We start from the raw sequence: 18,548 nt of genomic DNA, 5'->3' as shown, positions 1-18,548 counted from the left end.
CAAACTTCTTATTTTCACCCTTTTCAATACATTTGTAAACTTCACTAATAAATCTACCGCCAGACTACCAAGGCTGATGGAATTTAGCATAAATTTTAAACTATAATAATGGAACAATTCAAAATCAGACAAGACGGTTTTAAAGAGATAAAAAAAGCACTACTTATTAAATCAATGCCCATTTTGATATTAGCTGCATTCGGTGGGCTTGCAATAAGTTATTTTAATTCTAATGAGCAACAAAGCAGTATTAATACGCTTCCTTTTACAATTCCCTTTATATTGGGAATATTAGCGTTTGGGCTCTCTCGTGGTATAAAAAGGCAAAAAGAAATTTTCGAGAGTTATTTATTAATTATTGACAATAATGACATAACAAGAGAACAGCACAATACTCCAAGAATAACTATTTCAATAACAAACCTGAATGAAATTATTAAAAATTCAAACGGAAGCTTTATTATTAAAGGGAATTCATCAGTAAATGTTATAAACATTCCTTCTCAAATAGGTGACTATGAAAAATTAGAAAAATCATTAGCTCAATTAAAACAAATTTCAACAAAGCATAGCGAGCCCTTTCTTCAAAAATTTCGTGGATTGTCTTCTATTTTGGCAATTGGTTTAATGGCTACGGTTTACATTTCCAAGAACAAAATAATTGTTGGCATTTGTGGAACAATATTACTAGTGGTTTTAGCCTATTCTTTCTTCGAAATACTGAAAAGTAAAAACATTGACAGTAAAACAAAAACAGGAATGTGGTGGATTCTATTAGTTATTGCTTCAATTATAAGCGTTATGTATTTCAAAATTGCGATGCTGCAATAAATAGGAAGAACTGTAGCTAACGCTTGGCAAACCAATAACTTTTTGGAACATAGGCGCCACTATCTTAACTGGCTTATTTAGCCACTTGATTTACAACTTCATATTCAAAGAAAAACGACGAAACATCAATAATGCAGAAAATAAAAGCTGAAATAAAAATCATTGGTGTTAATCCATTTATATTTTTACCTGACGACGTTTTGGAAGAAATTTTCAAACAAGCTGGTAAAAATAAAGGACCAATACAAATAAAAGGTACAATAAACGACACTCCCTATACACAAAAATTAGTAAAATTCAGGGGTGACTGGAGGCTTTATATCAATTTAAAAATGCAGAAAAACTCACCAAAACGTATTGGAGAAATTATAGATATAACAAAATAAGAAAACTAAAAATCAGAGCATGAAAACAAACAAAACAAGTAGAACCGCTCAATTTATGGCTTTGTTTAGAGCAATTGAAACACAAAGGAATCAAAGTGATAAATTATTTTCTGACCCTTTTGCTATCCATTTTTTAGAGCCTAAATTGAGGTTTGCTGTTCGCCTATCCAAAAATACTGTCATTAGAAAGTATATCAGTAATGTCATTCAGCAAAAAATTCCCGGGGCCTTTTCTTCAGGCCTGGCCAGAACAAAATATATTGATGATCTGCTGCAAACAACTATTAAAGATGGTGTAAACCAATTAATCATATTAGGTGCCGGCTTTGATACCAGAGCTATGCGGCTCGAGCTTCTGAAAGCAATCCCAACCATTGAAATTGACCATCCCAATACTTCAAATTTTAAAATTCAAACGCTTAAAAACCGCATTGGTCCACTTTCAAAAAACATTACCTATTGTCAAATTGATTTCAATACCCAAAGCCTGGACCAACTGGCTGAACAGCACAATTTCGACTTCACTAAACCAACGACAATACTTTGGGAAGGTGTAACTAACTATTTAAATGCTGACGCAATAGACAAAACATTTGCCTTTATTTCAAGATTTCCAAAAGGCAGCTATGTCATTTTCACCTATGTTCACAGTGACATTCTTACTAATCCTGATGCTTTTTTAGGAGGCAAAAAACTTTTAGATGACCTCGAAAAACTAGAAGAACGCTGGACATTTGGTTTCTTACCTTCAGAACTAAACGATTATTTAAACCGATTTGACTTAACTCTTATCGACGATTTAAGTGCTGTAAATTACCGCGAAAAATACGTACCGAACAGAAATGAAAGCGGTTACGAGTTTTACAGAGTAGCAATAGCAAAAAAATAAATGCAAAAAAAATTGCGTAGTTAAATAACTACACTTACATTTGTAGTCAAATAACTTCATATTATGAATTTAAGACGAGATGTATTTCAGGCCATAGCTGACCCAACAAGAAGAGCCATACTTTTACTGGTTGCTACACAATCAATGACTGCTGGTGCCATAGCATCAAAATTTAACACCGCAAGACCAACTGTTTCAAAACATTTGCAAATACTCACCGAATGCGAACTCCTGAAACAAGAGCAAAGCGGCAGAGAAATATATTATAAAATTAATGCTGGTAAAATGAAAGATGTAGCCGATTTTCTCGAACCATTCCGTCAAATGTGGGATGATCGATTTAACAAATTAGAAGCGATAATGAAAAACTATAAACCAAATGAATAACATGGAACAAAAAACAAAAATTAATGCTGAAGACGGCAAACAGGACTTAGTGATAACACGCGAATTCGATTTGCCTTTAGAATTACTCTTCAAAGCCTATGTCGAACCTGAAATAGTAGCACAATGGATGGGAACGAAAGTACTAAGACTTGAAAACAAAAAGTACGGCAGTTACCAATTCGAAACCACAGACCCTAAAGGTAACAAACACAGTTTCAATGGAGTAATTCACGAATTCGACCAAAATAAAAAAATAACACGTACTTTTGAGTTTGAGAACATGCCTTTTGGTATCCAGCTGGAATTTCTGGAATTTGAAAAACTAACGGAAAACACCAGCAAACTGATCATGCAAATTGTATATCAATCGGCAGCACACAGAGAACAACAATTAAAATTACCTTTTGCCTATGGCATAAACAAAGCACACGATCAATTACAAGAAATACTAACCAAACTAAACTAAATTACCATGGAAAAAAGAAGATTATTAGCGTACTGGATTACTACAGGATTACTTTGTTTTTCAATGCTTGGCGGCATCGGACAATTATTTCAGGTTAAAGAAGTAGTAGATGGATTTATCCCTCTAGGCTACCCGCTCTATTTCATCTCAATCATCGGCTTTTGGAAAATTATGGCCATAATTGCCGTACTCCTTCCTAAATTACCATTACTCAAAGAATGGGCTTATGCAGGTATCATTTTTGCAATGACCGGAGCTTCAATTTCTCACATATCAGTCAATGATTCCGCATTCCACATCATTGTACCCCTAATAATTGTAGGCTTAGCCCTATCTTCATGGTACTTAAGACCTGCTACCAGAAGAATCGTTGCTATAACTAATTAATTACAATAGTATCAGTCAAAAGTAAATTGGTTCGTACCAAAGAGCTTTTGACTGGTACTAATCATTCCTTAACTGGTACCGAAGACTTTGTAACTGGTACTACTCATTTCTTAACTGGTACCAAAGACTTTATAACTGGTACTAATCATTTCTTAACTGGTACCAAAGACTTTGCAACTGGTACTATTCATTTTTTAACCGGTACCAAAGACTTTGTAACTGGTACTATTCATTTTTTAACTGGTACCAAAGACTTTGCAACTGGTACTATTCATTTTTTAACCGGTACCAAAGACTTTGTAACTGGTACTAATCATTCCTTAACTGGTACCAAAGACTTTGCAACTGGTACTAATCATTTCTTAACTGGTACCAAAGACTTTGTAACTGGTACTAATCATTTCTTAACTGGTACCAAAGACTTTGTAACTGGTACTACTCATTTCTTAACTGGTACCGAAGACTTTACAACTGGTACTATTCATTTCTTAACTGGTACCAAAGACTTTATAACTGGTACTATTCATTTCTTAACTGGTACCAAAGACTTTATAACTGGTACTACTCATTTCTTAACTGGTACCAAAGACTTTGCAACTGGTACTAATCATTTCTTAACTGGTACCAAAGACTTTACAACTAAGACCGAATATTTTCTAACCAATATTTTCCTATCTTCGTTTCAACAGAAAATTCAACTGTACTGAACATCCCTTACCCTGTACTTGATTAGAAGTCTAGTGACAGTAACACATAAAAAAATCATGAAAAAAGACATTCTAAAAACACTTTTCTTACTTCTTATAATAAGCCTTATTACCGCTTGTTCCTCTCAAAGCAATACCTATCGCCTCACAAAAAATTACAAACCCGACGACATCAAATTATACAAAACAATTGTTGCGTTAGACAGTGCTTTTTTCCAAGCTTACAATACCTGTAACCTGAATCTCGACAAGTATAGCTCATTTTATGCCGAAGAAATCGAATTTTATCATGACAACGGCGGTTTTATGAATTCCAAAAAAGAAATTGTCGAGGGTACCAAAAAAAATATCTGCGGAAAAGTAACCCGAGAGCTTGTCAAAGGAAGCATCGAAGTTTACCCGATAAAAAACTTCGGAGCCATCGAAATCGGACTGCATAAATTTCACAACAGCCAAGAACCTAACAGTATTCCTTCCGTTGCCCGATTTACAATAATCTGGAAAAAAATAAACAACGACTGGAAAATTATAAAAGTGATCAGTTTACATTAAAAGTTGTTGCTGGCAGCCGTTCCATTTTGTCCTTACTTCCTTCTACCTCTTAATGCACATCCAGCTCGTTTATCTGCTCTTTATACTCCGAAGGAAGCAATATGCTTTTAACCAGTCCGTCCATCTTCACCAGCCTGCTCATTTTATATAACGGAACCACTGGTGTGAGCAAAGAAAACCGATTAAAACGCAACAACTCTTTGACTCTGTTGGGAACAACTAATTTCTGACCCTCTAACAGTATGGTAAACCGGATAGTGCCAAGGTGTTTTTTATATTGTTTAAAAAGATCCGCAGTATATTTGCTTTCCTGCAGGTTTTCCATTAAATGTGATTCTCTTACAGGCAGCCATTCTGCATAAGTGAGCGGTAATTCCGTTAATCCCATCCGTGAACCCACCTGATAAAAAACATTGTATACTTCTTCCTTTTCTTCATTACTCAGCTTTTTTTCGAGCAGCTCATACGACGCAATAGAATAATGTATCAGCATAAACAACACATCTCGATAAGCCCAATCGGGTATTACAGCACCTCGATTTTGCTCTACAGCAGAGTGTATTTGTCGTAAGTTGTCAATTGCTCCGTGAGCTTCCTCCATGGACGAAAAAACAATCCATCTTGCATACCTGACCGTGGAGAACAGCCTCCCCAAAGGGTCAGAAGGCAACTTACCGGTAAAATAAAGCCAATCTACTGCTTTGTTAAGAGCAAATTCGGCGGCGGCGCCTGCAAAAATGAATAATACAGTATCACTCTTACCCCAGATTTCTCTAACAATTGATTTTTTTTCTACGAAGAATTGCATAAGTTCAAATTATTTCAATAAAAGTACAAATATTTTTAATTAAAAGTACTTTGCATTTCAAAGTTAATTATATTTGTAAAACAATTTCACAGAATACAAACAAATAATAACATTAAATATATATCATCATGGAAAACAAAAGGCTTATTGGCATCGTGCTCACAGTAGCGTTTCTATTACTTATTCCATTAATAGCAATGCAGTTTACAAATGAAGTAATCTGGTCACCGTTCGATTTTATAATTGCAGCTGTTCTATTGCTTGGTACTGGTCTGCTGTGTGAACTTGTCTTAAGGAAAGTAAGCAAAATCCAACACCGAATTGCTATTTGTGCAATTCTGCTGACGCTGCTCCTATTAGTTTGGGTTGAACTTGCAGTTGGGGTCTTCGGTACACCTTTCGCAGGATCTTAAACAGTAAAGCCAATCTGCAAGGGTTTTGTAGTGCTTTTTTCTTAACTTCGTTTACATCAGAACTACAAATCAATCTCTCATAAATGACAACATTGAGACCATATCAAATGGCATACGCCGAAGAGTTTGCAAAATACCGCAACAATCCCAATATTTCACAAAACGGTTTCGACAGAACGCCAAACCCATATAAAATTGAAGATGCCAATGAATTGTTTCAAAAGCAAATTGGTAAAACACCTGCGGAAAGGTTTTTAATTTTTCAAGACAATCAATTGTGTGGAGAGATTGGTATCTGGCTCAATGAAGATATCTACAGATTAAACGCTGAATTAGGCTATTTTATAGCAGAACCCTTTTGGGGAAAAGGTATTGCGACCGAAGCCATACGATTAATGACCGAGTATACTTTTGCAAATTTTAATATCATTAGGATTATTGCAGGCGTTTTTGAGCATAATAAAGCGTCCATGAAAGCGTTGGAAAAGAACCAATATATTCTGGAAAGCATTCACAAAAAAGCAGTGATTAAAAATGATGCGATCATTGATGATTATATTTGGGTTAAATTAAAAGACGGAATTGCATAAAGATGAAAATCGAAACACACAATATAAACGACACAAAAATTGCTGAAATAATTGCTGAAAACATTATAATCGAATCTGTTGAGAATGGATTGGATTTGTTAGGAAACCTATATTATCAGGATTTCGACAGCATAATACTTTACGAAAAAAACATTACACCTCATTTTTTTGATTTGAAAACCGGGATTGCCGGTGAAATTCTTCAAAAGTTCTCGAATTACCGTGTTCGTTTGGTAATCGTTGGTGATTATGATCAATACCAAAGCAAAAGCATCAAAGATTTTATTTTTGAAAGCAACAAATTAAGACAAATTAATTTTGTAGATGCATTGCCCGAAGCTTTGCGAAGACTTTCAATGATATAGTCTAAAAAACATCCCGTTTATTTTCTGAAAAAGCTTTGTACCTTTGTCCTTCATAACTGCTAAAAATGAACATAAAACTAATCGCTATAGGTAAAACCGATAATAAAAGCCTTCAAACGCTGATAGATGATTATACTAAACGATTGTCTTTTTATATCAAATTTGACCTGGAGATTATTCCCGATATTAAGAATGTAAAAAATCTGTCTGAAAGCCAGCAAAAAGAAAAAGAAGGCGAATTAATTCTAGCCAAACTCAGCCCAACCGACCAATTGATTTTGTTGGATGAAAATGGAAAAACCTTTTCGAGTGTCGGTTTTGCAGATGAGCTGCAGAAAAAAATGAATTCCGGAATTAAGACTTTGGCTTTTGTAATTGGCGGTCCCTACGGATTTAGTGACGAAGTGTATAAAAAAGCTTTCGGAAAGATTTCGCTTTCGCAGATGACTTTTTCACATCAAATGGTCCGGTTATTTTTTATAGAGCAATTGTACCGTGGTTTCACAATTTTAAGAAATGAACCGTATCATCATCAATAGAATGGTTATATTTGAATTTTAAAAAACACCTGATGCTTTCAATATTAATTCCGACATATAATTACTGTGCAATGCCATTAGTTTCAATACTATGGAAACAAGCTTTGGAAACTGGAATTGATTTTGAAATTATTGTGTTGGATGATGGTTCTTCAGATAGGATTTCAATTGAAGAAAATTCAAAAATAAACACCTTAAGTCATTGCCGATTTGAAAGAAATGAAACTAACTTAGGCCGGGCTGAAACCAGAAATAAACTGGCTGAAATTTCAAAATATGAGTGGTGCCTGTTCTTGGATTCTGATGTTATTCCTGTTAAAAAAGACTACTTAAAAACATATATTGCTGCCATTGGAAAAGAATATGATGTGGTTATTGGAGGCATTCTTTACGAAGAAAAAAAAGCCGATTATTCTAAAATACTGCGCTACAAATACGGAAAATCAAGAGAAGAAAACAAAGCTGATATTCGAAAGTTAAATCCGTACAGTTTTATCTTTTCGGGAAATATTTTAATCCGAAAAGTGATTTTTATTGCTCACAATTATTCTTCTCTGGGTAATTTTTATGGTCTTGATATTTATTTTGCTTATCAGCTTTATATGGACAATGTCCCTGTAATTCATATAGATAACGAAATATATCATTTAGGATTGGAAGACAACGAAGTTTTTTTCAAGAAATCATTAGACTCACTTGACTCAAGAATAAAACTATTAGGAAACAAGCCCAACATTGAAGATATCAATTCGCTTTTGAAGCATTATAATATATTGAGAAAAAGAAAACTGGATCGTTTAATTGCAACTCTTTTTAAACTATCGGAGCCGGTTTTAAAAAAATTAATCTTAAACAGAAACCCTAATTTACTGTCATTTGATTTGTACAGATTGGGTTATATTTGTTCTATTAAACCAAGTTAAATGGCATTTATTTCTGTTATTATCCCTCTTTACAATAAAGAAAATTATATCGGACACACTATTCAGAGTATTTTGGATCAGGAATTGGAAGATTATGAGATTATTATTGTTGATGATTGTTCTACAGATAGCAGTTTTTCAATTGCCTCAACCTATAAAAGTGATACCATCAGGCTTGTTCAGCATCCACAAAACAAAGGTCTTTCTGCTGCGAGAAATACCGGGATCAGAGCCAGCCAATCCAATTATGTTACTTTTTTGGATGCCGATGATGTCTGGAAGCCTTTTTTCTTAACCGAAATTTCCAACCTGATTTCCACATTTCCCGAAGCCGGAATTTATGGGACAAATTATGAAGAAGTTTACCAAAGCGGTTTAAAACTAACTATCAGAAAAAATGCTGTTCAGCTTACCAATAATCAAACAGCAATAATTCCTGATTTCTATTCGGCCAATATCCAGCAGCCCATATATTGCTTTTCTTCAGTTGCTTTTAAAAAAGAAGTTTTTGATACCGTTGGTTATTTTGATGAAATTATCAATTTTGGAGAAGATATCGATTTTAATATCCGGGTTAATTTCAACTATTTATTAGCCTATTCAAATAGGATTTGTGCCTCTTATACCGTTTTTTCCGAAAACCAAATTACAAACTCAACTATTTCAGGTAAGATAATTACTGATTTTGATAAATACGAGCATTATAAAGAAACCAGACCTGAAGTAAAAAAATACCTTGATTTTAAGCGATATACAATGGCCGTGCTTTATAAAATGGCCGGTGAAAAAGCAAAATACTCCAGCCTGAAAAGTAAAATTGCAGTTGGAGACCTAACGTTAAAACAACGGATTTTACTTCAGTCACCATTATTTCTGATAAAAAAAATAAAGCAATTAAAGCAGTTTTTACTTCAAAAAGGGATTAAAATAACGAGTTATGACTAACGAATATATTCCAAAAACTCATTAAAATCCCTGATATAATCTTCTTCTTTAAAAACATCTGAAGAAATAACCAGACAAACGGCTCCTGAAGAAAAATTATCCAGTTCACGCCAGGTTTTCGGTTTAATCAGTAAGCCTTTATCAGGCTTGTTAAGTGTGATTTTTTGTTGATTTTCACCATCATGGAGCACAACATCAAAGCTACCAGATAACGGAAGCAGAAGTTGAAACAGTTCTTTATGAGCATGCCCTCCGCGTTTGGCATTACTAGGAACGTCAAATAGGTAATATACTCTTTTTATCTCAAAAGGAACCACATCGTTTTCTATAACAGCAATGTTTCCTCTGTAATCTTCAATTTTTGGAATCTCAATAATCTCAATATTCATACGGCTAACTTACATTTATTTTTAAATAATCCAACCATTGATTTCCGATATTTTCCAACGAAAATTTCTGGACACTTTGCAGGGCATTTTGTTTGCAATGACTATATAATTTTTCATCTTCAATAAAAAGATTCATAGCTTCAGTAAGTTTCTCAACATTTTGATTTTCAACGAGAATTCCATTTTCTTTATTACAAATCATTTCCTTTGGTCCAGAAAGACAATCAAATGACACAACAGGTGTACCGCTGGCAAGAGATTCTAAAATGACGTTTGGCATTCCTTCAAATTGACTGGACAGCACAAAAAAACTTGCTCTTTTATAATATTTGAAAGGATTCTTAACATGTCCTTTAAACAAAATCATTTCAGTCAAATTAAAACTTAAAGCAAAGTCTTCTAATGATTTTCTCTGTTTTCCATCCCCTAAAATAATTAGTTTTATCTTATTAAATGGCAAAATTGATTTCGCGTACGCTTCAATTAGTTTATCAAACTGCTTGACATTATCATTCATTCTTCCGGCGCAGATAATATATTCAAAATCAACTTCCAAGTGTTCTGCTGATCGCTGTTGGACAAAATCAATATCAATCGGATTATAAATAGTAGTTACTTTTTGAAAATTATAAGTCTCCTGAACATGCTCTTTTATGGTTTCCGTATTTGTGATGATTCCGAAAGCCTTACTGTGAATACTCTGTGCCAGCCATTTATTTTTAGGGAAGTAAAATTTAAGAATATAACTTCTAACAGTATAAATTTTAGGGACATTATAAACCCATTTGGAAATAATCCATTCCTGATAAAAATTATTTTTTACCCTGAAATCTATAATATAATCGAAATGATGCTGTTGGATATAATTTTTAAAAACAAAAAACCTGTTCCATTTATTGAAGACAGAATTCGATTTATTTTTCAGTTTGCCCAAATTCAGTAACTCTCCCGAGTAGTCATAAACTACACTGTCTAAAACAATTACATGATGAACTTCAATTCCTTTGCCATCAAAAAAATTGGATAATAAAGCCGCTACACGTTCCGCTCCACCCGTTGACAAACATTCGCTAACCAAACAAATTTTATATTTTTTTTGTGCTATCGCCACAGAAGTACTATTTTTAAATCAAATATAAACATTAATGAGAATATTACTGGTTGGCGAATACAGTAGATTGCACAATTCCTTAAAAGAAGGACTGGTTTCGTTGCAGCATGAAGTAAGTATTGTGGGTGATGGGGACGGATTTAAAAACTATAATGTAGACTATTCTATCGAAGCTAAATGGTCTAAAAAACTGATTTTAAATATTCTGAGACAACTTATTTACAAAATCAGTGGTTATGATTTTGCCAAATTGGAGCGTGGTATCCGTTTTTATTTTTTACTTCCGAAATTCAAAGGATTTGATGTGGTTCAGTTAATCAATGAAACTCCTATAAAAACTAATCCGGCTTTAGAACTGTATTTATTGAAAAAACTTGCCCAGCTGAATTCGAAATTATTTCTTTTATCCAGTGGTGTCGACTACTTGAACGTTTCATTCTGGATGAAAAAAAAATCCCAAAAATCAGTCCTGACTCCTTTTTTTGAAAACGAAACCCTCAAGCCAAAATTTGAGTATATCTTCAACTATTTATCCGAAACACATCGAAAAAACCATGATTTTGTTTACCAAAACTGTAACGGAATCATTGCAACCGATTTTGATTATGTAATTCCCTTAAAAGGAAACCCTAAATTTTTGGGACTAATCCCAAATCCGGTAAATATTAAAAATTTAAGCTGCGATAAATTGACAGCAGGAGACAAAATCGTCATATTTCTAGGAATTAACCGAGGGAATTATAATCAGAAAGGTATTTGCTATTTTGAGGACGCATTAGAAACCATAAAAGAAAAATACCCTGAAAAAGTAGAGATTATTACAGCAGAAAATATTCCTTATGATGATTATATTAACTTATACAATAAGTCACATATATTACTTGATCAGGTTTATGCCCTTGATCAAGGTTACAACGCTCTTGAGGCTATGGCAAAAGGAAAAGTGGTTTTTACCGGAGCTGGAAAAGATTTTACAGAATACTATCAGTTAAACGAAAAAGCCGTCATAAATGCCGAACCTGATGTAGCATATCTTGTAAAGGAACTCTCTTATCTTATAGAAAATCCTGATGAAATTTCAGCCATTAGTAAACGTGCCAGGATATTTATAGAAAAAGAGCATGACTATATCCGAATAGCGGAGAAATATATCGCCGTATGGCAAAACAATTAATTCAGAGACATTTAGGCTTATTTATACAACTGAAGGAATTTCGTTTAAAACAAGCTTTTCCTAAAATAAATCCCAAGTACGGTTAAATAAACAAAATAAGTAAGAGTATGTGCCATTACTACTCCTTTAATACCAAAAATACCAACAAAATAAAAGCTTGAAGTCAACAGCACTGTTAATGACAAAATTTCGGTTATGATAAATGCACGGGTCATTTTTTTAGCAAAAAACTGCAACGCCAGTATCCAGGAAACGGACTTTAGAAAATCACCGGCCAGCTGCCAAAAAAACAAATTGGTTACCGGTTCAAAATCAGAGCTAAAAAGAATAGTTACAATCCAGTTTCTTAAAAAATAAATAGTAAACAATCCGACTGCAAACAATGGTAATACATTTTTGTAAAAACTCCAAATTACTGATTTAGTCTCTTTAGCTTTTTTTGACACAACTAATTTAGGATAATAGTATACTGTTAACAATGTATTTATAAACAACAGATAATAAGTTGATATTCTTGAAATTGCTTCCCAAAAACCGGCTTCTTTTAATCCCACATCTTCAATAACATGGTTTCGGATAACTAAAAGAACCAAAGGTCCTAAAATTCCTGAAACCATTGCCATTAAAAGATAATGGGACAGATTTTTAAAAATTTTGGTATCGAAAATTTTAAGATTCACGAAGTGATAAATTGGAATTTCACTAGAAATAAAATAAAGGCTCACAAAAAATAACAGCGATGGTGTAACTATGATAGATACCAAAGCTCCGAACACAATAAACTTCCAAACAAAAAAAACCGTAACCAATAATCCGATGGTATTCCCGATGATATTGAGATAAATTACTTTTTTGAATTTCCCTAATCCATTGATGATTGCAACTAAATACAAGGAAATAATGTAAAAGGGCAGTGTAAATGCCAAAATCCTGAATACATAAGAATAATCGGTACCGCTGCCAAAAACTTTCTGACTCCAATACGGCGCAAAAAAGAAAAGACCACTCCCTACAAACAGTGTAACACCTATCACGCTGATAAATATTGTGGAAATAATTTTTTTTAATTCCAGCTTATTTTCCTCGTTTTCAGCTACATATTTTACAATGCCATTTTGAAATCCCAATGATGAAATGCTCTCTACTGAAGTCATAAAATTTCTCAAATTGCCCACCAGTGCCATTCCTCCTGGTCCGATAAGAACCGCTAGGACTTTGGACGTAATTAACCCAATTCCAATTTTGATTAAAATACTTAAACCGTTTAAAGAAGTAATTTTAAACAATTGAGAGGACTGTATTTTATTTAAAATTTTCAATTAATATTTATTTAAAATAGAGATCACGTGACTCACCTCGTCGTCACTTATAACCGGACTTATTGGCAAGCTTAAAACTTCATTGTGGATTTTCTCGGTGATTGGAAACGATAAATCATTCCATTGCTTTAATGCTTTTTGCTTGTGTGGGGCAACGGGGTAATGAATCATGGTTTGGATTCCGTTTTCAAGTAAATAATTTTGTAATTCATCCCTGTTTTCTGCCCTGATTACAAACAAATGAAAAACATGACTGGAAGAAAGATCCCAATCCGGTAAAACTATTTTACTGTTTTTAATTTCTAATAAATATCTTTTTGCAATAGCTCTTCTTTTTTCATTATCGGAATTTAAATCTGGCAATTTTACATTCAAAAAAGCAGCTTGAAGCTCATCTAATCTTGAATTTACACCAATAAAATCATTATAATATTTTGCCTCCGAGCCATAATTACGAATCGAATTCACTGTTTTTGCCAATTCCTGATCACTTGTAGTCACTGCACCTGCATCGCCTAAAGCACCTAAATTTTTCCCGGGATAGAAACTAAAACCGGCAGCATGACCTAAATTTCCGGCTTTTTTACCATTTAAAATTGCTCCGTGCGTTTGTGCCGCATCTTCAATGATCAGTAAATCGTTTCTTTTTGCTGTCTCAATAATTTCCTCCATTTCGGCTAATTGTCCGTACAAATGAACTACCAGAATGGCTTTTGTTTTCGAAGTAATTTTCTCTTGAATTAAACTCGGATTTATAGTAAAAGTTTCCAGTTTGGGCTCTACTAAAACAGGAATCAGATCAGCCTGCAGAATAGCTAAAATACTGGCTATATAGGTATTTGCAGGAACAATTACTTCATCGCCTTTTTGCAGCTTGCCCAATTCCATATAAGCCTTAAAAATCAAAACCAAAGCATCAAGCCCATTCCCTACTCCAATGCAATATTTGGTTTCACAATAAGCAGCAAAATTATTTTCAAATGTCTTGACTTCATTCCCCAAAATATACCAACCGCTGTCAAGTATTCCTTTCAATTTTTGCTGAAAAGCCTCTTCATACGGTTTATTTATCTTATGTAAATCTAAAAATGGAATCATATAATTGTGTTTTCCAGCAAATGGAAATTTGAGGTTGCTACTTCGTAAAAATCCTGAACTATGGTTCCGGCTCCAAAACTTTCCTTCCAAAAAGACAGGCCGTTATTGAGATTTTTCCCTTGATTCTCATTTGAAATACCAAAGTCAAAAAAGGTTTTTTCTTTAAAAACACGCGTCAATAAATGATGAAACAGAAAATCAAGACTTCCTAATTCATTTTTGCTTTCATTTGCCGAAATATATTGAATATGAACTACCTGATCGCTTTCAAAAACAGTACAACCCGCTACAATTTTATCCTCAGAATACACATTAAACTGTCGGATATTTTTAGGAAATTTTGAATGCAGGTATTTTATTTCATCAATAGAATGAACTGGTTTTGCTTTGTGCTTTGTTTCTAAATTCGGAATTAAAATATGTTGCCAAAAGTCTTCAAAATCAGCTTTTTCAACAACTTTCAAATTATTTTTAGCTCCTTTATTTATTCCTTCGATTCTGCCTTTAGAAATTAAAAATCCTTTCTTTAAGCTAATAACAGCAAGTGAATCACGTCGGGTTAATCTGGCTTCCGCCAAAAACAAAACGTACAATAATTCTTCAGCAGGTTTTTGATGGTAAATACTTGGAAGGGTCTTACAATGGATTTTCGAAAAATTATTTTCATTTAAAAAACGTAAAACTTCGGAAAAAACGGCAATAACGGAAGCTAGTTTGAGGTTTTCTTTATAAACCAATCCGCCATACGTTAAACCCTGATGAGAATAAATCTCATTTTCAACCCTATTTGCGGGAAGCAATCCCACTAGTTTGCTTCCTTTAAAAATCAATAGCGAATAATCTGTAAATCTATCGCTGTGGTACTCCATAAAATCACGATGAAATAAGAATGTAGCATTTTTAGCTTCCTTTATAAAAGCGTTCCAAACAGTGTAATCTTTTGTTTCATATTGTCTTATCGAAAACTCTTTCACATGGCTTATTTTAACACTCGAAAAGTACACATTTTTTATAAAACATTGAGTACTTTTATGAGCTGGAATATTAAAAATTGTATCTTTATTCTTAGACATTCATTCAAAAATGAGTAAAAAAATACTGTATAAGCTTGTTTTTTTCTTCTTTGGCATTGCTTCCGTAATGGGTCAAAACGTTTCTTTGTTCAACCAGTTTAATGGTCGCTATGATTTTGTATTTATTGGAAACACATTAAATACGGATGAAAATGGTACCGGAGCTCCTTGTTCGATAACTACATCCTCATCAGCTCTTTTAAATCTTAATGCTTCAGATGCTGTTGAAGCGGCTTATTTATATTGGGCCGGTTCAGGAACGGGTGATTTTGATATTAAACTCAATGATGTGTCTATTTCAGCAACGAGGCAGTTTTCCATCATTCAACCCGCTTCACAAAGGCCGTTTTTCAGTGCTTTTGCTGATATCACGTCACAAATTCAAACCACAGGAAATGGGACATATACACTTTCCGAACTGGATTTGACCAGTATCATTAGCCAATATTGCCCGAATGGAACAAATTTTGGAGGCTGGGCCATTATTATAGTCTACAAAAACACCGATTTACCGTTAAATCAGCTGAATATTTACGACGGACTACAATTTGTGCCAGATGCTATCAATATTACATTAAACAGTTTGAATGTAATTGATAATCAGGATGCAAAAATAGGGTTTGTCGCTTGGGAAGGTGATAGAAGCATTGCTGAAAACGAATCCTTGAGAATTAATGGAAATCTGATCAGCAATCCTCCTTTAAATCCATCAGATAACGCGTTTAACGGAACAAACAGTTTTACAGGTTCTGCCACTTTATACAATATGGATTTGGATGTTTACAATATTCAGAACAATATCCAGATTGGAGATGACTCTGCTACTATTCAACTGACTTCAGACCGTGATTTCGTAATGATAAACGCTATTGTAACGAAGTTAAACAGTCAACTTCCGGATGCGACTGTGACTATTGAAAGTATGAGTCAGGAATGCAACACAAGAAGATTGGTAATCGATTATTCGGTTAAAAATCTAAATGCTACCGATTTTCTCCCCGCTGGAACTTTTACTACTATTTATGCTGATGGAGTTGCTGTTGGCGTTGTTCAGACCTCCGAAGATATTCCTATAGGTGAAATACGGAATTACCAAACTACTATTATTATTCCTGCCTCTGTCCCATCTGTTTTTGAATTGAAATTTATTGTAGATGACAACAATGGTGTTGCTAATGTTACCGAAACGAACGAAAACAATAATATTTTTACGGAAGAGATAGCGTTATGGCTTTCACCGGAAATTAATATACTCGAAAACGTGACAGCTTGTAATGAAGGTAACGGAAGAGGAACTTTCAATTTTTCAGGTCAGGCAGCATTGGTAAAGAAAAATCCTGATGATGTGGTGGATTTCTTTGAAAGCAGTTCGGAAGCAGCATTAAACCAGAATCCAATTGCAAACACATCAAATTATTTCACACAAACAACACCAAAAACAATTTATGTCAGAATAGAAAACGAACACTGCTTTACAATATCCCAGTTTGACCTTATAGCTATTCCTTGTCCACCAATAGTTTTCAATCATTTCACACCAAATGGTGATGGTTATAACGATTCTTTTTTTGTGGATGGATTAAGAGATATCTTTTTAAATTTCAAACTTTCAATTTATAATCGCTGGGGAACTTTAGTTTGGGAAGGGAACAACAACACAACTGATTGGGATGGAAAATCGAATCAATCCAATGTAGTTTCCGCTGGGAATTTACCCGAAGGCACCTATTATTATATTCTAAATCTAAATGAATCCGGTTTTCCCGAATCGCTCACCGGCTGGGTTTTTATGAATCGATAGGTTATTCTTTTTCGACAGGTTTTAATGTCCATCTGAATTTCACAGCCATTAATCGGATAACAATAATTACTAATGACGTTATTAAATACAGAATATCGTTTTCCAGATTCAGTTCTTTCAGGCTAAAAAAGACGATTCCGCCAATAATACAAATGGTGGCATAAATTTCCTTTCTGAAAATTACCGGAATATCATTACATAAAATATCTCTGATAACACCTCCAAAACAAGCCGTCATGGTTCCTAAAGCAATACAAATTACTGGATTAAGATGAATGTCAATTCCTTTTTGAAGTCCTATCAAAGTAAAAACACCAAGCCCGATGGTGTCAAACAAAAACAATGAGGTTCTAAATCTGTCCAATTTTTTTCTAAAAACCAGTGCCAGAAAAAAACCTATCAATATTGCATACACATAATTTAAATCGCGCATCCATCCTACCGGAGTTCTTCCAATCATGACGTCTCTTAAGGTTCCTCCTCCAACAGAAGTCACAAATGCAATGATGAAAACGCCAAAAGGGTCCATTTTTTTATTCATTGCAGTCAATGCACCAGACATGGCAAATGCCATGGTTCCTATGATATCTAAAAGGTAAAACATTAAAATTTTGTATGAAAGTTGGCTACGTATTAAAAAACGAATTACATATTCCGTGTATAGAAATTGTAATCTTTAATTATAATTCTAATAAAATCTGATTCGATTTTGGATTGGCTTTTTATCCCTGTCACAGCTTCTATTTTTCTGCAAAGCTTACTTATGGTTTCAAAATCGCCGTTTGTTCTGGCTACATCAAAAGTATCTTTAATAATTCTGATGTCATTATCGGACAATTTAATCACAGCGGGATAAGTTGGCACATATTCCGAACCTAATTCTTCAAGAATCGTATGATTTATTGTAATACTGTTTTTTAAAGTGATTACAGCGGTTCCTGCAGCCATGTCTCCAATTCTCTGGACTTTTTTATTTACAGCCATGGCAATGATTCCAATTAAAATAAAAATGGAGTTTTTTTCGATAACTCTAAATATCCAGCGAATCAGATAATCCCCAAAACCAGCTTGATAACCGTCAATTTTGACTACTTTAATTTTGACTATTTTTTTTCCAAAAGTCTGACCTTCAAAGATACTTTCAAGTGTAATTGAGTAAATAAGAACAGGAAAATAAATAATGATCGTTATAGCCACGGCAGACCAATAATCCATCTCGGCCATTTTATCGCTTAAACCAATCCAGTAAAAGAAAATGTAGAAAACAACAATACCATAAGCCGCTTTTATCAAAAGATCTAAAAAACTGGCCAATATTCGTTCTCCTACTGAAGCAGCAGTAAAATTTATATTAACATTTTGTGTCGTATTTATTGATAATTCTGACATATTTTA

Annotated in this window: 24 protein-coding genes; 16 read left to right on the top strand and 8 right to left on the bottom strand. The window is 33.8% G+C overall.

Annotation, left to right across the window (positions count from 1 at the left end; all coding sequences use genetic code 11):
- The first annotated feature begins 108 nt into the window (after window positions 1-108).
- From ACRDEC_RS11290 to ACRDEC_RS11255, 8 genes are all read left to right on the top strand, one after another.
- Complete coding sequence (locus ACRDEC_RS11290; protein WP_431498449.1) at window positions 109-831, top strand: hypothetical protein; 723 nt, start codon at window positions 109-111, stop codon at window positions 829-831.
- Window positions 832-962: 131 nt separating this feature from the next.
- The gene (locus ACRDEC_RS11285) at window positions 963-1,217 is read left to right on the top strand and encodes a DUF1905 domain-containing protein (RefSeq protein ID WP_431498448.1); all 255 of its coding nucleotides are present in this window, start codon (window positions 963-965) and stop codon (window positions 1,215-1,217) included.
- A 19-nt stretch (window positions 1,218-1,236) separates the two neighbouring features.
- On the top strand, window positions 1,237-2,106 hold the full coding sequence (locus tag ACRDEC_RS11280) for a class I SAM-dependent methyltransferase (RefSeq protein WP_431498447.1): 870 nt from the start codon (window positions 1,237-1,239) through the stop codon (window positions 2,104-2,106).
- A gap of 63 nt (window positions 2,107-2,169) precedes the next feature.
- Window positions 2,170-2,493 (top strand): ArsR/SmtB family transcription factor, encoded by a 324-nt coding sequence (locus ACRDEC_RS11275; RefSeq protein WP_431498446.1) that lies wholly within the window; start codon window positions 2,170-2,172, stop codon window positions 2,491-2,493.
- A gap of 1 nt (window position 2,494) precedes the next feature.
- Window positions 2,495-2,959, top strand: a complete 465-nt coding sequence (locus tag ACRDEC_RS11270; protein WP_431498445.1) for an SRPBCC domain-containing protein — start codon at window positions 2,495-2,497, stop codon at window positions 2,957-2,959.
- Window positions 2,960-2,965: 6 nt separating this feature from the next.
- The gene (locus ACRDEC_RS11265; RefSeq protein WP_431498444.1) at window positions 2,966-3,346 is read left to right on the top strand and encodes a DoxX family protein; all 381 of its coding nucleotides are present in this window, start codon (window positions 2,966-2,968) and stop codon (window positions 3,344-3,346) included.
- 47 nt (window positions 3,347-3,393) lie between these two features.
- Window positions 3,394-4,053, top strand: a complete 660-nt coding sequence (locus ACRDEC_RS11260) for a hypothetical protein (protein WP_431498443.1) — start codon at window positions 3,394-3,396, stop codon at window positions 4,051-4,053.
- Window positions 4,054-4,110: 57 nt separating this feature from the next.
- A complete protein-coding gene (locus ACRDEC_RS11255; protein ID WP_431498442.1) occupies window positions 4,111-4,605 on the top strand; it encodes a nuclear transport factor 2 family protein in 495 nt (164 codons plus the stop codon).
- Window positions 4,606-4,654: 49 nt separating this feature from the next.
- Here ACRDEC_RS11255 and ACRDEC_RS11250 read toward each other — a convergent pair whose 3' ends face one another.
- Entirely contained in the window at window positions 4,655-5,413 is a 759-nt protein-coding gene (locus ACRDEC_RS11250; RefSeq protein ID WP_431498441.1) for an oxygenase MpaB family protein, read from the bottom strand.
- A 128-nt stretch (window positions 5,414-5,541) separates the two neighbouring features.
- On the opposite strand from ACRDEC_RS11250, the gene ACRDEC_RS11245 reads away from it, so the two are divergent.
- The 6 genes from ACRDEC_RS11245 to ACRDEC_RS11220 all read left to right on the top strand — a co-directional run bounded on the left by ACRDEC_RS11245 (window position 5,542) and on the right by ACRDEC_RS11220 (window position 9,188).
- Entirely contained in the window at window positions 5,542-5,826 is a 285-nt protein-coding gene (locus tag ACRDEC_RS11245; RefSeq protein ID WP_431498440.1) for a hypothetical protein, read from the top strand.
- Window positions 5,827-5,909: 83 nt separating this feature from the next.
- Complete coding sequence (locus tag ACRDEC_RS11240; protein ID WP_431498439.1) at window positions 5,910-6,416, top strand: GNAT family N-acetyltransferase; 507 nt, start codon at window positions 5,910-5,912, stop codon at window positions 6,414-6,416.
- 2 nt (window positions 6,417-6,418) lie between these two features.
- The gene (locus ACRDEC_RS11235; protein ID WP_431498438.1) at window positions 6,419-6,781 is read left to right on the top strand and encodes a DUF4180 domain-containing protein; all 363 of its coding nucleotides are present in this window, start codon (window positions 6,419-6,421) and stop codon (window positions 6,779-6,781) included.
- 65 nt (window positions 6,782-6,846) lie between these two features.
- The gene (rlmH, locus tag ACRDEC_RS11230) at window positions 6,847-7,320 is read left to right on the top strand and encodes a 23S rRNA (pseudouridine(1915)-N(3))-methyltransferase RlmH (RefSeq protein ID WP_431498437.1); all 474 of its coding nucleotides are present in this window, start codon (window positions 6,847-6,849) and stop codon (window positions 7,318-7,320) included.
- A 32-nt stretch (window positions 7,321-7,352) separates the two neighbouring features.
- Entirely contained in the window at window positions 7,353-8,243 is an 891-nt protein-coding gene (locus ACRDEC_RS11225; RefSeq protein ID WP_431498436.1) for a glycosyltransferase family 2 protein, read from the top strand.
- Window positions 8,244-9,188 carry a glycosyltransferase family 2 protein gene (locus tag ACRDEC_RS11220; protein WP_431498435.1) on the top strand — a complete coding sequence of 315 codons (945 nt, stop codon included), beginning with the start codon at window positions 8,244-8,246 and terminating at the stop codon, window positions 9,186-9,188.
- On the opposite strand, the gene ACRDEC_RS11215 is transcribed toward ACRDEC_RS11220, so the two are convergent.
- Window positions 9,185-9,577, bottom strand: a complete 393-nt coding sequence (locus ACRDEC_RS11215; protein ID WP_431498434.1) for a sugar 3,4-ketoisomerase — start codon at window positions 9,575-9,577, stop codon at window positions 9,185-9,187. The genes ACRDEC_RS11220 and ACRDEC_RS11215 overlap by 4 nt on opposite strands.
- 4 nt (window positions 9,578-9,581) lie before the next feature.
- Entirely contained in the window at window positions 9,582-10,688 is a 1,107-nt protein-coding gene (locus ACRDEC_RS11210) for a glycosyltransferase (RefSeq protein WP_431498433.1), read from the bottom strand.
- A gap of 34 nt (window positions 10,689-10,722) precedes the next feature.
- Between ACRDEC_RS11210 and ACRDEC_RS11205 the strand changes: the two genes are divergently transcribed.
- Window positions 10,723-11,862 carry a glycosyltransferase family protein gene (locus ACRDEC_RS11205; protein WP_431498432.1) on the top strand — a complete coding sequence of 380 codons (1,140 nt, stop codon included), beginning with the start codon at window positions 10,723-10,725 and terminating at the stop codon, window positions 11,860-11,862.
- Between the two features lie 44 nt (window positions 11,863-11,906).
- Here the strand turns inward: ACRDEC_RS11205 and ACRDEC_RS11200 are convergent, their stop codons facing one another.
- Genes ACRDEC_RS11200 through ACRDEC_RS11190 form a run of 3 tightly spaced genes read right to left on the bottom strand, consistent with a single transcriptional unit; the run spans window position 11,907 to window position 15,352 of the window.
- The gene (locus ACRDEC_RS11200) at window positions 11,907-13,181 is read right to left on the bottom strand and encodes an O-antigen translocase (protein ID WP_431498431.1); all 1,275 of its coding nucleotides are present in this window, start codon (window positions 13,179-13,181) and stop codon (window positions 11,907-11,909) included.
- Window positions 13,182-14,279 carry a DegT/DnrJ/EryC1/StrS family aminotransferase gene (locus ACRDEC_RS11195; protein ID WP_431498430.1) on the bottom strand — a complete coding sequence of 366 codons (1,098 nt, stop codon included), beginning with the start codon at window positions 14,277-14,279 and terminating at the stop codon, window positions 13,182-13,184.
- The gene (locus ACRDEC_RS11190) at window positions 14,276-15,352 is read right to left on the bottom strand and encodes a GNAT family N-acetyltransferase (RefSeq protein WP_431498429.1); all 1,077 of its coding nucleotides are present in this window, start codon (window positions 15,350-15,352) and stop codon (window positions 14,276-14,278) included. The genes ACRDEC_RS11195 and ACRDEC_RS11190 overlap by 4 nt, the downstream gene beginning before the upstream one ends.
- A gap of 10 nt (window positions 15,353-15,362) precedes the next feature.
- Between ACRDEC_RS11190 and ACRDEC_RS11185 the strand changes: the two genes are divergently transcribed.
- Window positions 15,363-17,153, top strand: coding sequence for a gliding motility-associated C-terminal domain-containing protein (locus ACRDEC_RS11185; RefSeq protein WP_431498428.1), 1,791 nt, complete (start codon window positions 15,363-15,365; stop codon window positions 17,151-17,153).
- Window position 17,154: 1 nt separating this feature from the next.
- On the opposite strand, the gene ACRDEC_RS11180 is transcribed toward ACRDEC_RS11185, so the two are convergent.
- Together ACRDEC_RS11180 and ACRDEC_RS11175 are read right to left on the bottom strand one after the other, a co-directional pair.
- The gene (locus ACRDEC_RS11180; protein ID WP_431498427.1) at window positions 17,155-17,757 is read right to left on the bottom strand and encodes a trimeric intracellular cation channel family protein; all 603 of its coding nucleotides are present in this window, start codon (window positions 17,755-17,757) and stop codon (window positions 17,155-17,157) included.
- Window positions 17,758-17,798: 41 nt separating this feature from the next.
- On the bottom strand, window positions 17,799-18,542 hold the full coding sequence (locus tag ACRDEC_RS11175) for an RDD family protein (protein ID WP_431498426.1): 744 nt from the start codon (window positions 18,540-18,542) through the stop codon (window positions 17,799-17,801).
- Between the last annotated feature and the right edge of the window lie 6 nt (window positions 18,543-18,548).

This window comes from Flavobacterium sp., from assembly GCF_050696275.1.
GTDB lineage: Bacteria > Bacteroidota > Bacteroidia > Flavobacteriales > Flavobacteriaceae > Flavobacterium.
The sequence above is the reverse complement of the archived record's forward strand: the minus strand, read 5'-3'. Positions and strand labels throughout refer to the sequence as shown.

Bases quoted from the DNA above. Each gene is read 5' to 3' on its own strand.
- rlmH (WP_431498437.1), top strand. From the start codon at position 6,847: ATGAACATAAAACTAATCGCTATAGGTAAAACCGATAATAAAAGCCTT.
- ACRDEC_RS11180 (WP_431498427.1), bottom strand. From the start codon at position 17,757: ATGTTTTACCTTTTAGATATCATAGGAACCATGGCATTTGCCATGTCT.
- ACRDEC_RS11195 (WP_431498430.1), bottom strand. From the start codon at position 14,279: ATGATTCCATTTTTAGATTTACATAAGATAAATAAACCGTATGAAGAG.
- ACRDEC_RS11275 (WP_431498446.1), top strand. From the start codon at position 2,170: ATGAATTTAAGACGAGATGTATTTCAGGCCATAGCTGACCCAACAAGA.
- ACRDEC_RS11225 (WP_431498436.1), top strand. From the start codon at position 7,353: ATGCTTTCAATATTAATTCCGACATATAATTACTGTGCAATGCCATTA.
- ACRDEC_RS11175 (WP_431498426.1), bottom strand. From the start codon at position 18,542: ATGTCAGAATTATCAATAAATACGACACAAAATGTTAATATAAATTTT.
- ACRDEC_RS11240 (WP_431498439.1), top strand. From the start codon at position 5,910: ATGACAACATTGAGACCATATCAAATGGCATACGCCGAAGAGTTTGCA.
- ACRDEC_RS11185 (WP_431498428.1), top strand. From the start codon at position 15,363: ATGAGTAAAAAAATACTGTATAAGCTTGTTTTTTTCTTCTTTGGCATT.
- ACRDEC_RS11220 (WP_431498435.1), top strand. From the start codon at position 8,244: ATGGCATTTATTTCTGTTATTATCCCTCTTTACAATAAAGAAAATTAT.
- ACRDEC_RS11290 (WP_431498449.1), top strand. From the start codon at position 109: ATGGAACAATTCAAAATCAGACAAGACGGTTTTAAAGAGATAAAAAAA.
- ACRDEC_RS11190 (WP_431498429.1), bottom strand. From the start codon at position 15,352: ATGTCTAAGAATAAAGATACAATTTTTAATATTCCAGCTCATAAAAGT.
- ACRDEC_RS11285 (WP_431498448.1), top strand. From the start codon at position 963: ATGCAGAAAATAAAAGCTGAAATAAAAATCATTGGTGTTAATCCATTT.
- ACRDEC_RS11280 (WP_431498447.1), top strand. From the start codon at position 1,237: ATGAAAACAAACAAAACAAGTAGAACCGCTCAATTTATGGCTTTGTTT.
- ACRDEC_RS11245 (WP_431498440.1), top strand. From the start codon at position 5,542: ATGGAAAACAAAAGGCTTATTGGCATCGTGCTCACAGTAGCGTTTCTA.
- ACRDEC_RS11265 (WP_431498444.1), top strand. From the start codon at position 2,966: ATGGAAAAAAGAAGATTATTAGCGTACTGGATTACTACAGGATTACTT.
- ACRDEC_RS11250 (WP_431498441.1), bottom strand. From the start codon at position 5,413: ATGCAATTCTTCGTAGAAAAAAAATCAATTGTTAGAGAAATCTGGGGT.
- ACRDEC_RS11205 (WP_431498432.1), top strand. From the start codon at position 10,723: ATGAGAATATTACTGGTTGGCGAATACAGTAGATTGCACAATTCCTTA.
- ACRDEC_RS11255 (WP_431498442.1), top strand. From the start codon at position 4,111: ATGAAAAAAGACATTCTAAAAACACTTTTCTTACTTCTTATAATAAGC.
- ACRDEC_RS11235 (WP_431498438.1), top strand. From the start codon at position 6,419: ATGAAAATCGAAACACACAATATAAACGACACAAAAATTGCTGAAATA.
- ACRDEC_RS11270 (WP_431498445.1), top strand. From the start codon at position 2,495: ATGGAACAAAAAACAAAAATTAATGCTGAAGACGGCAAACAGGACTTA.
- ACRDEC_RS11215 (WP_431498434.1), bottom strand. From the start codon at position 9,577: ATGAATATTGAGATTATTGAGATTCCAAAAATTGAAGATTACAGAGGA.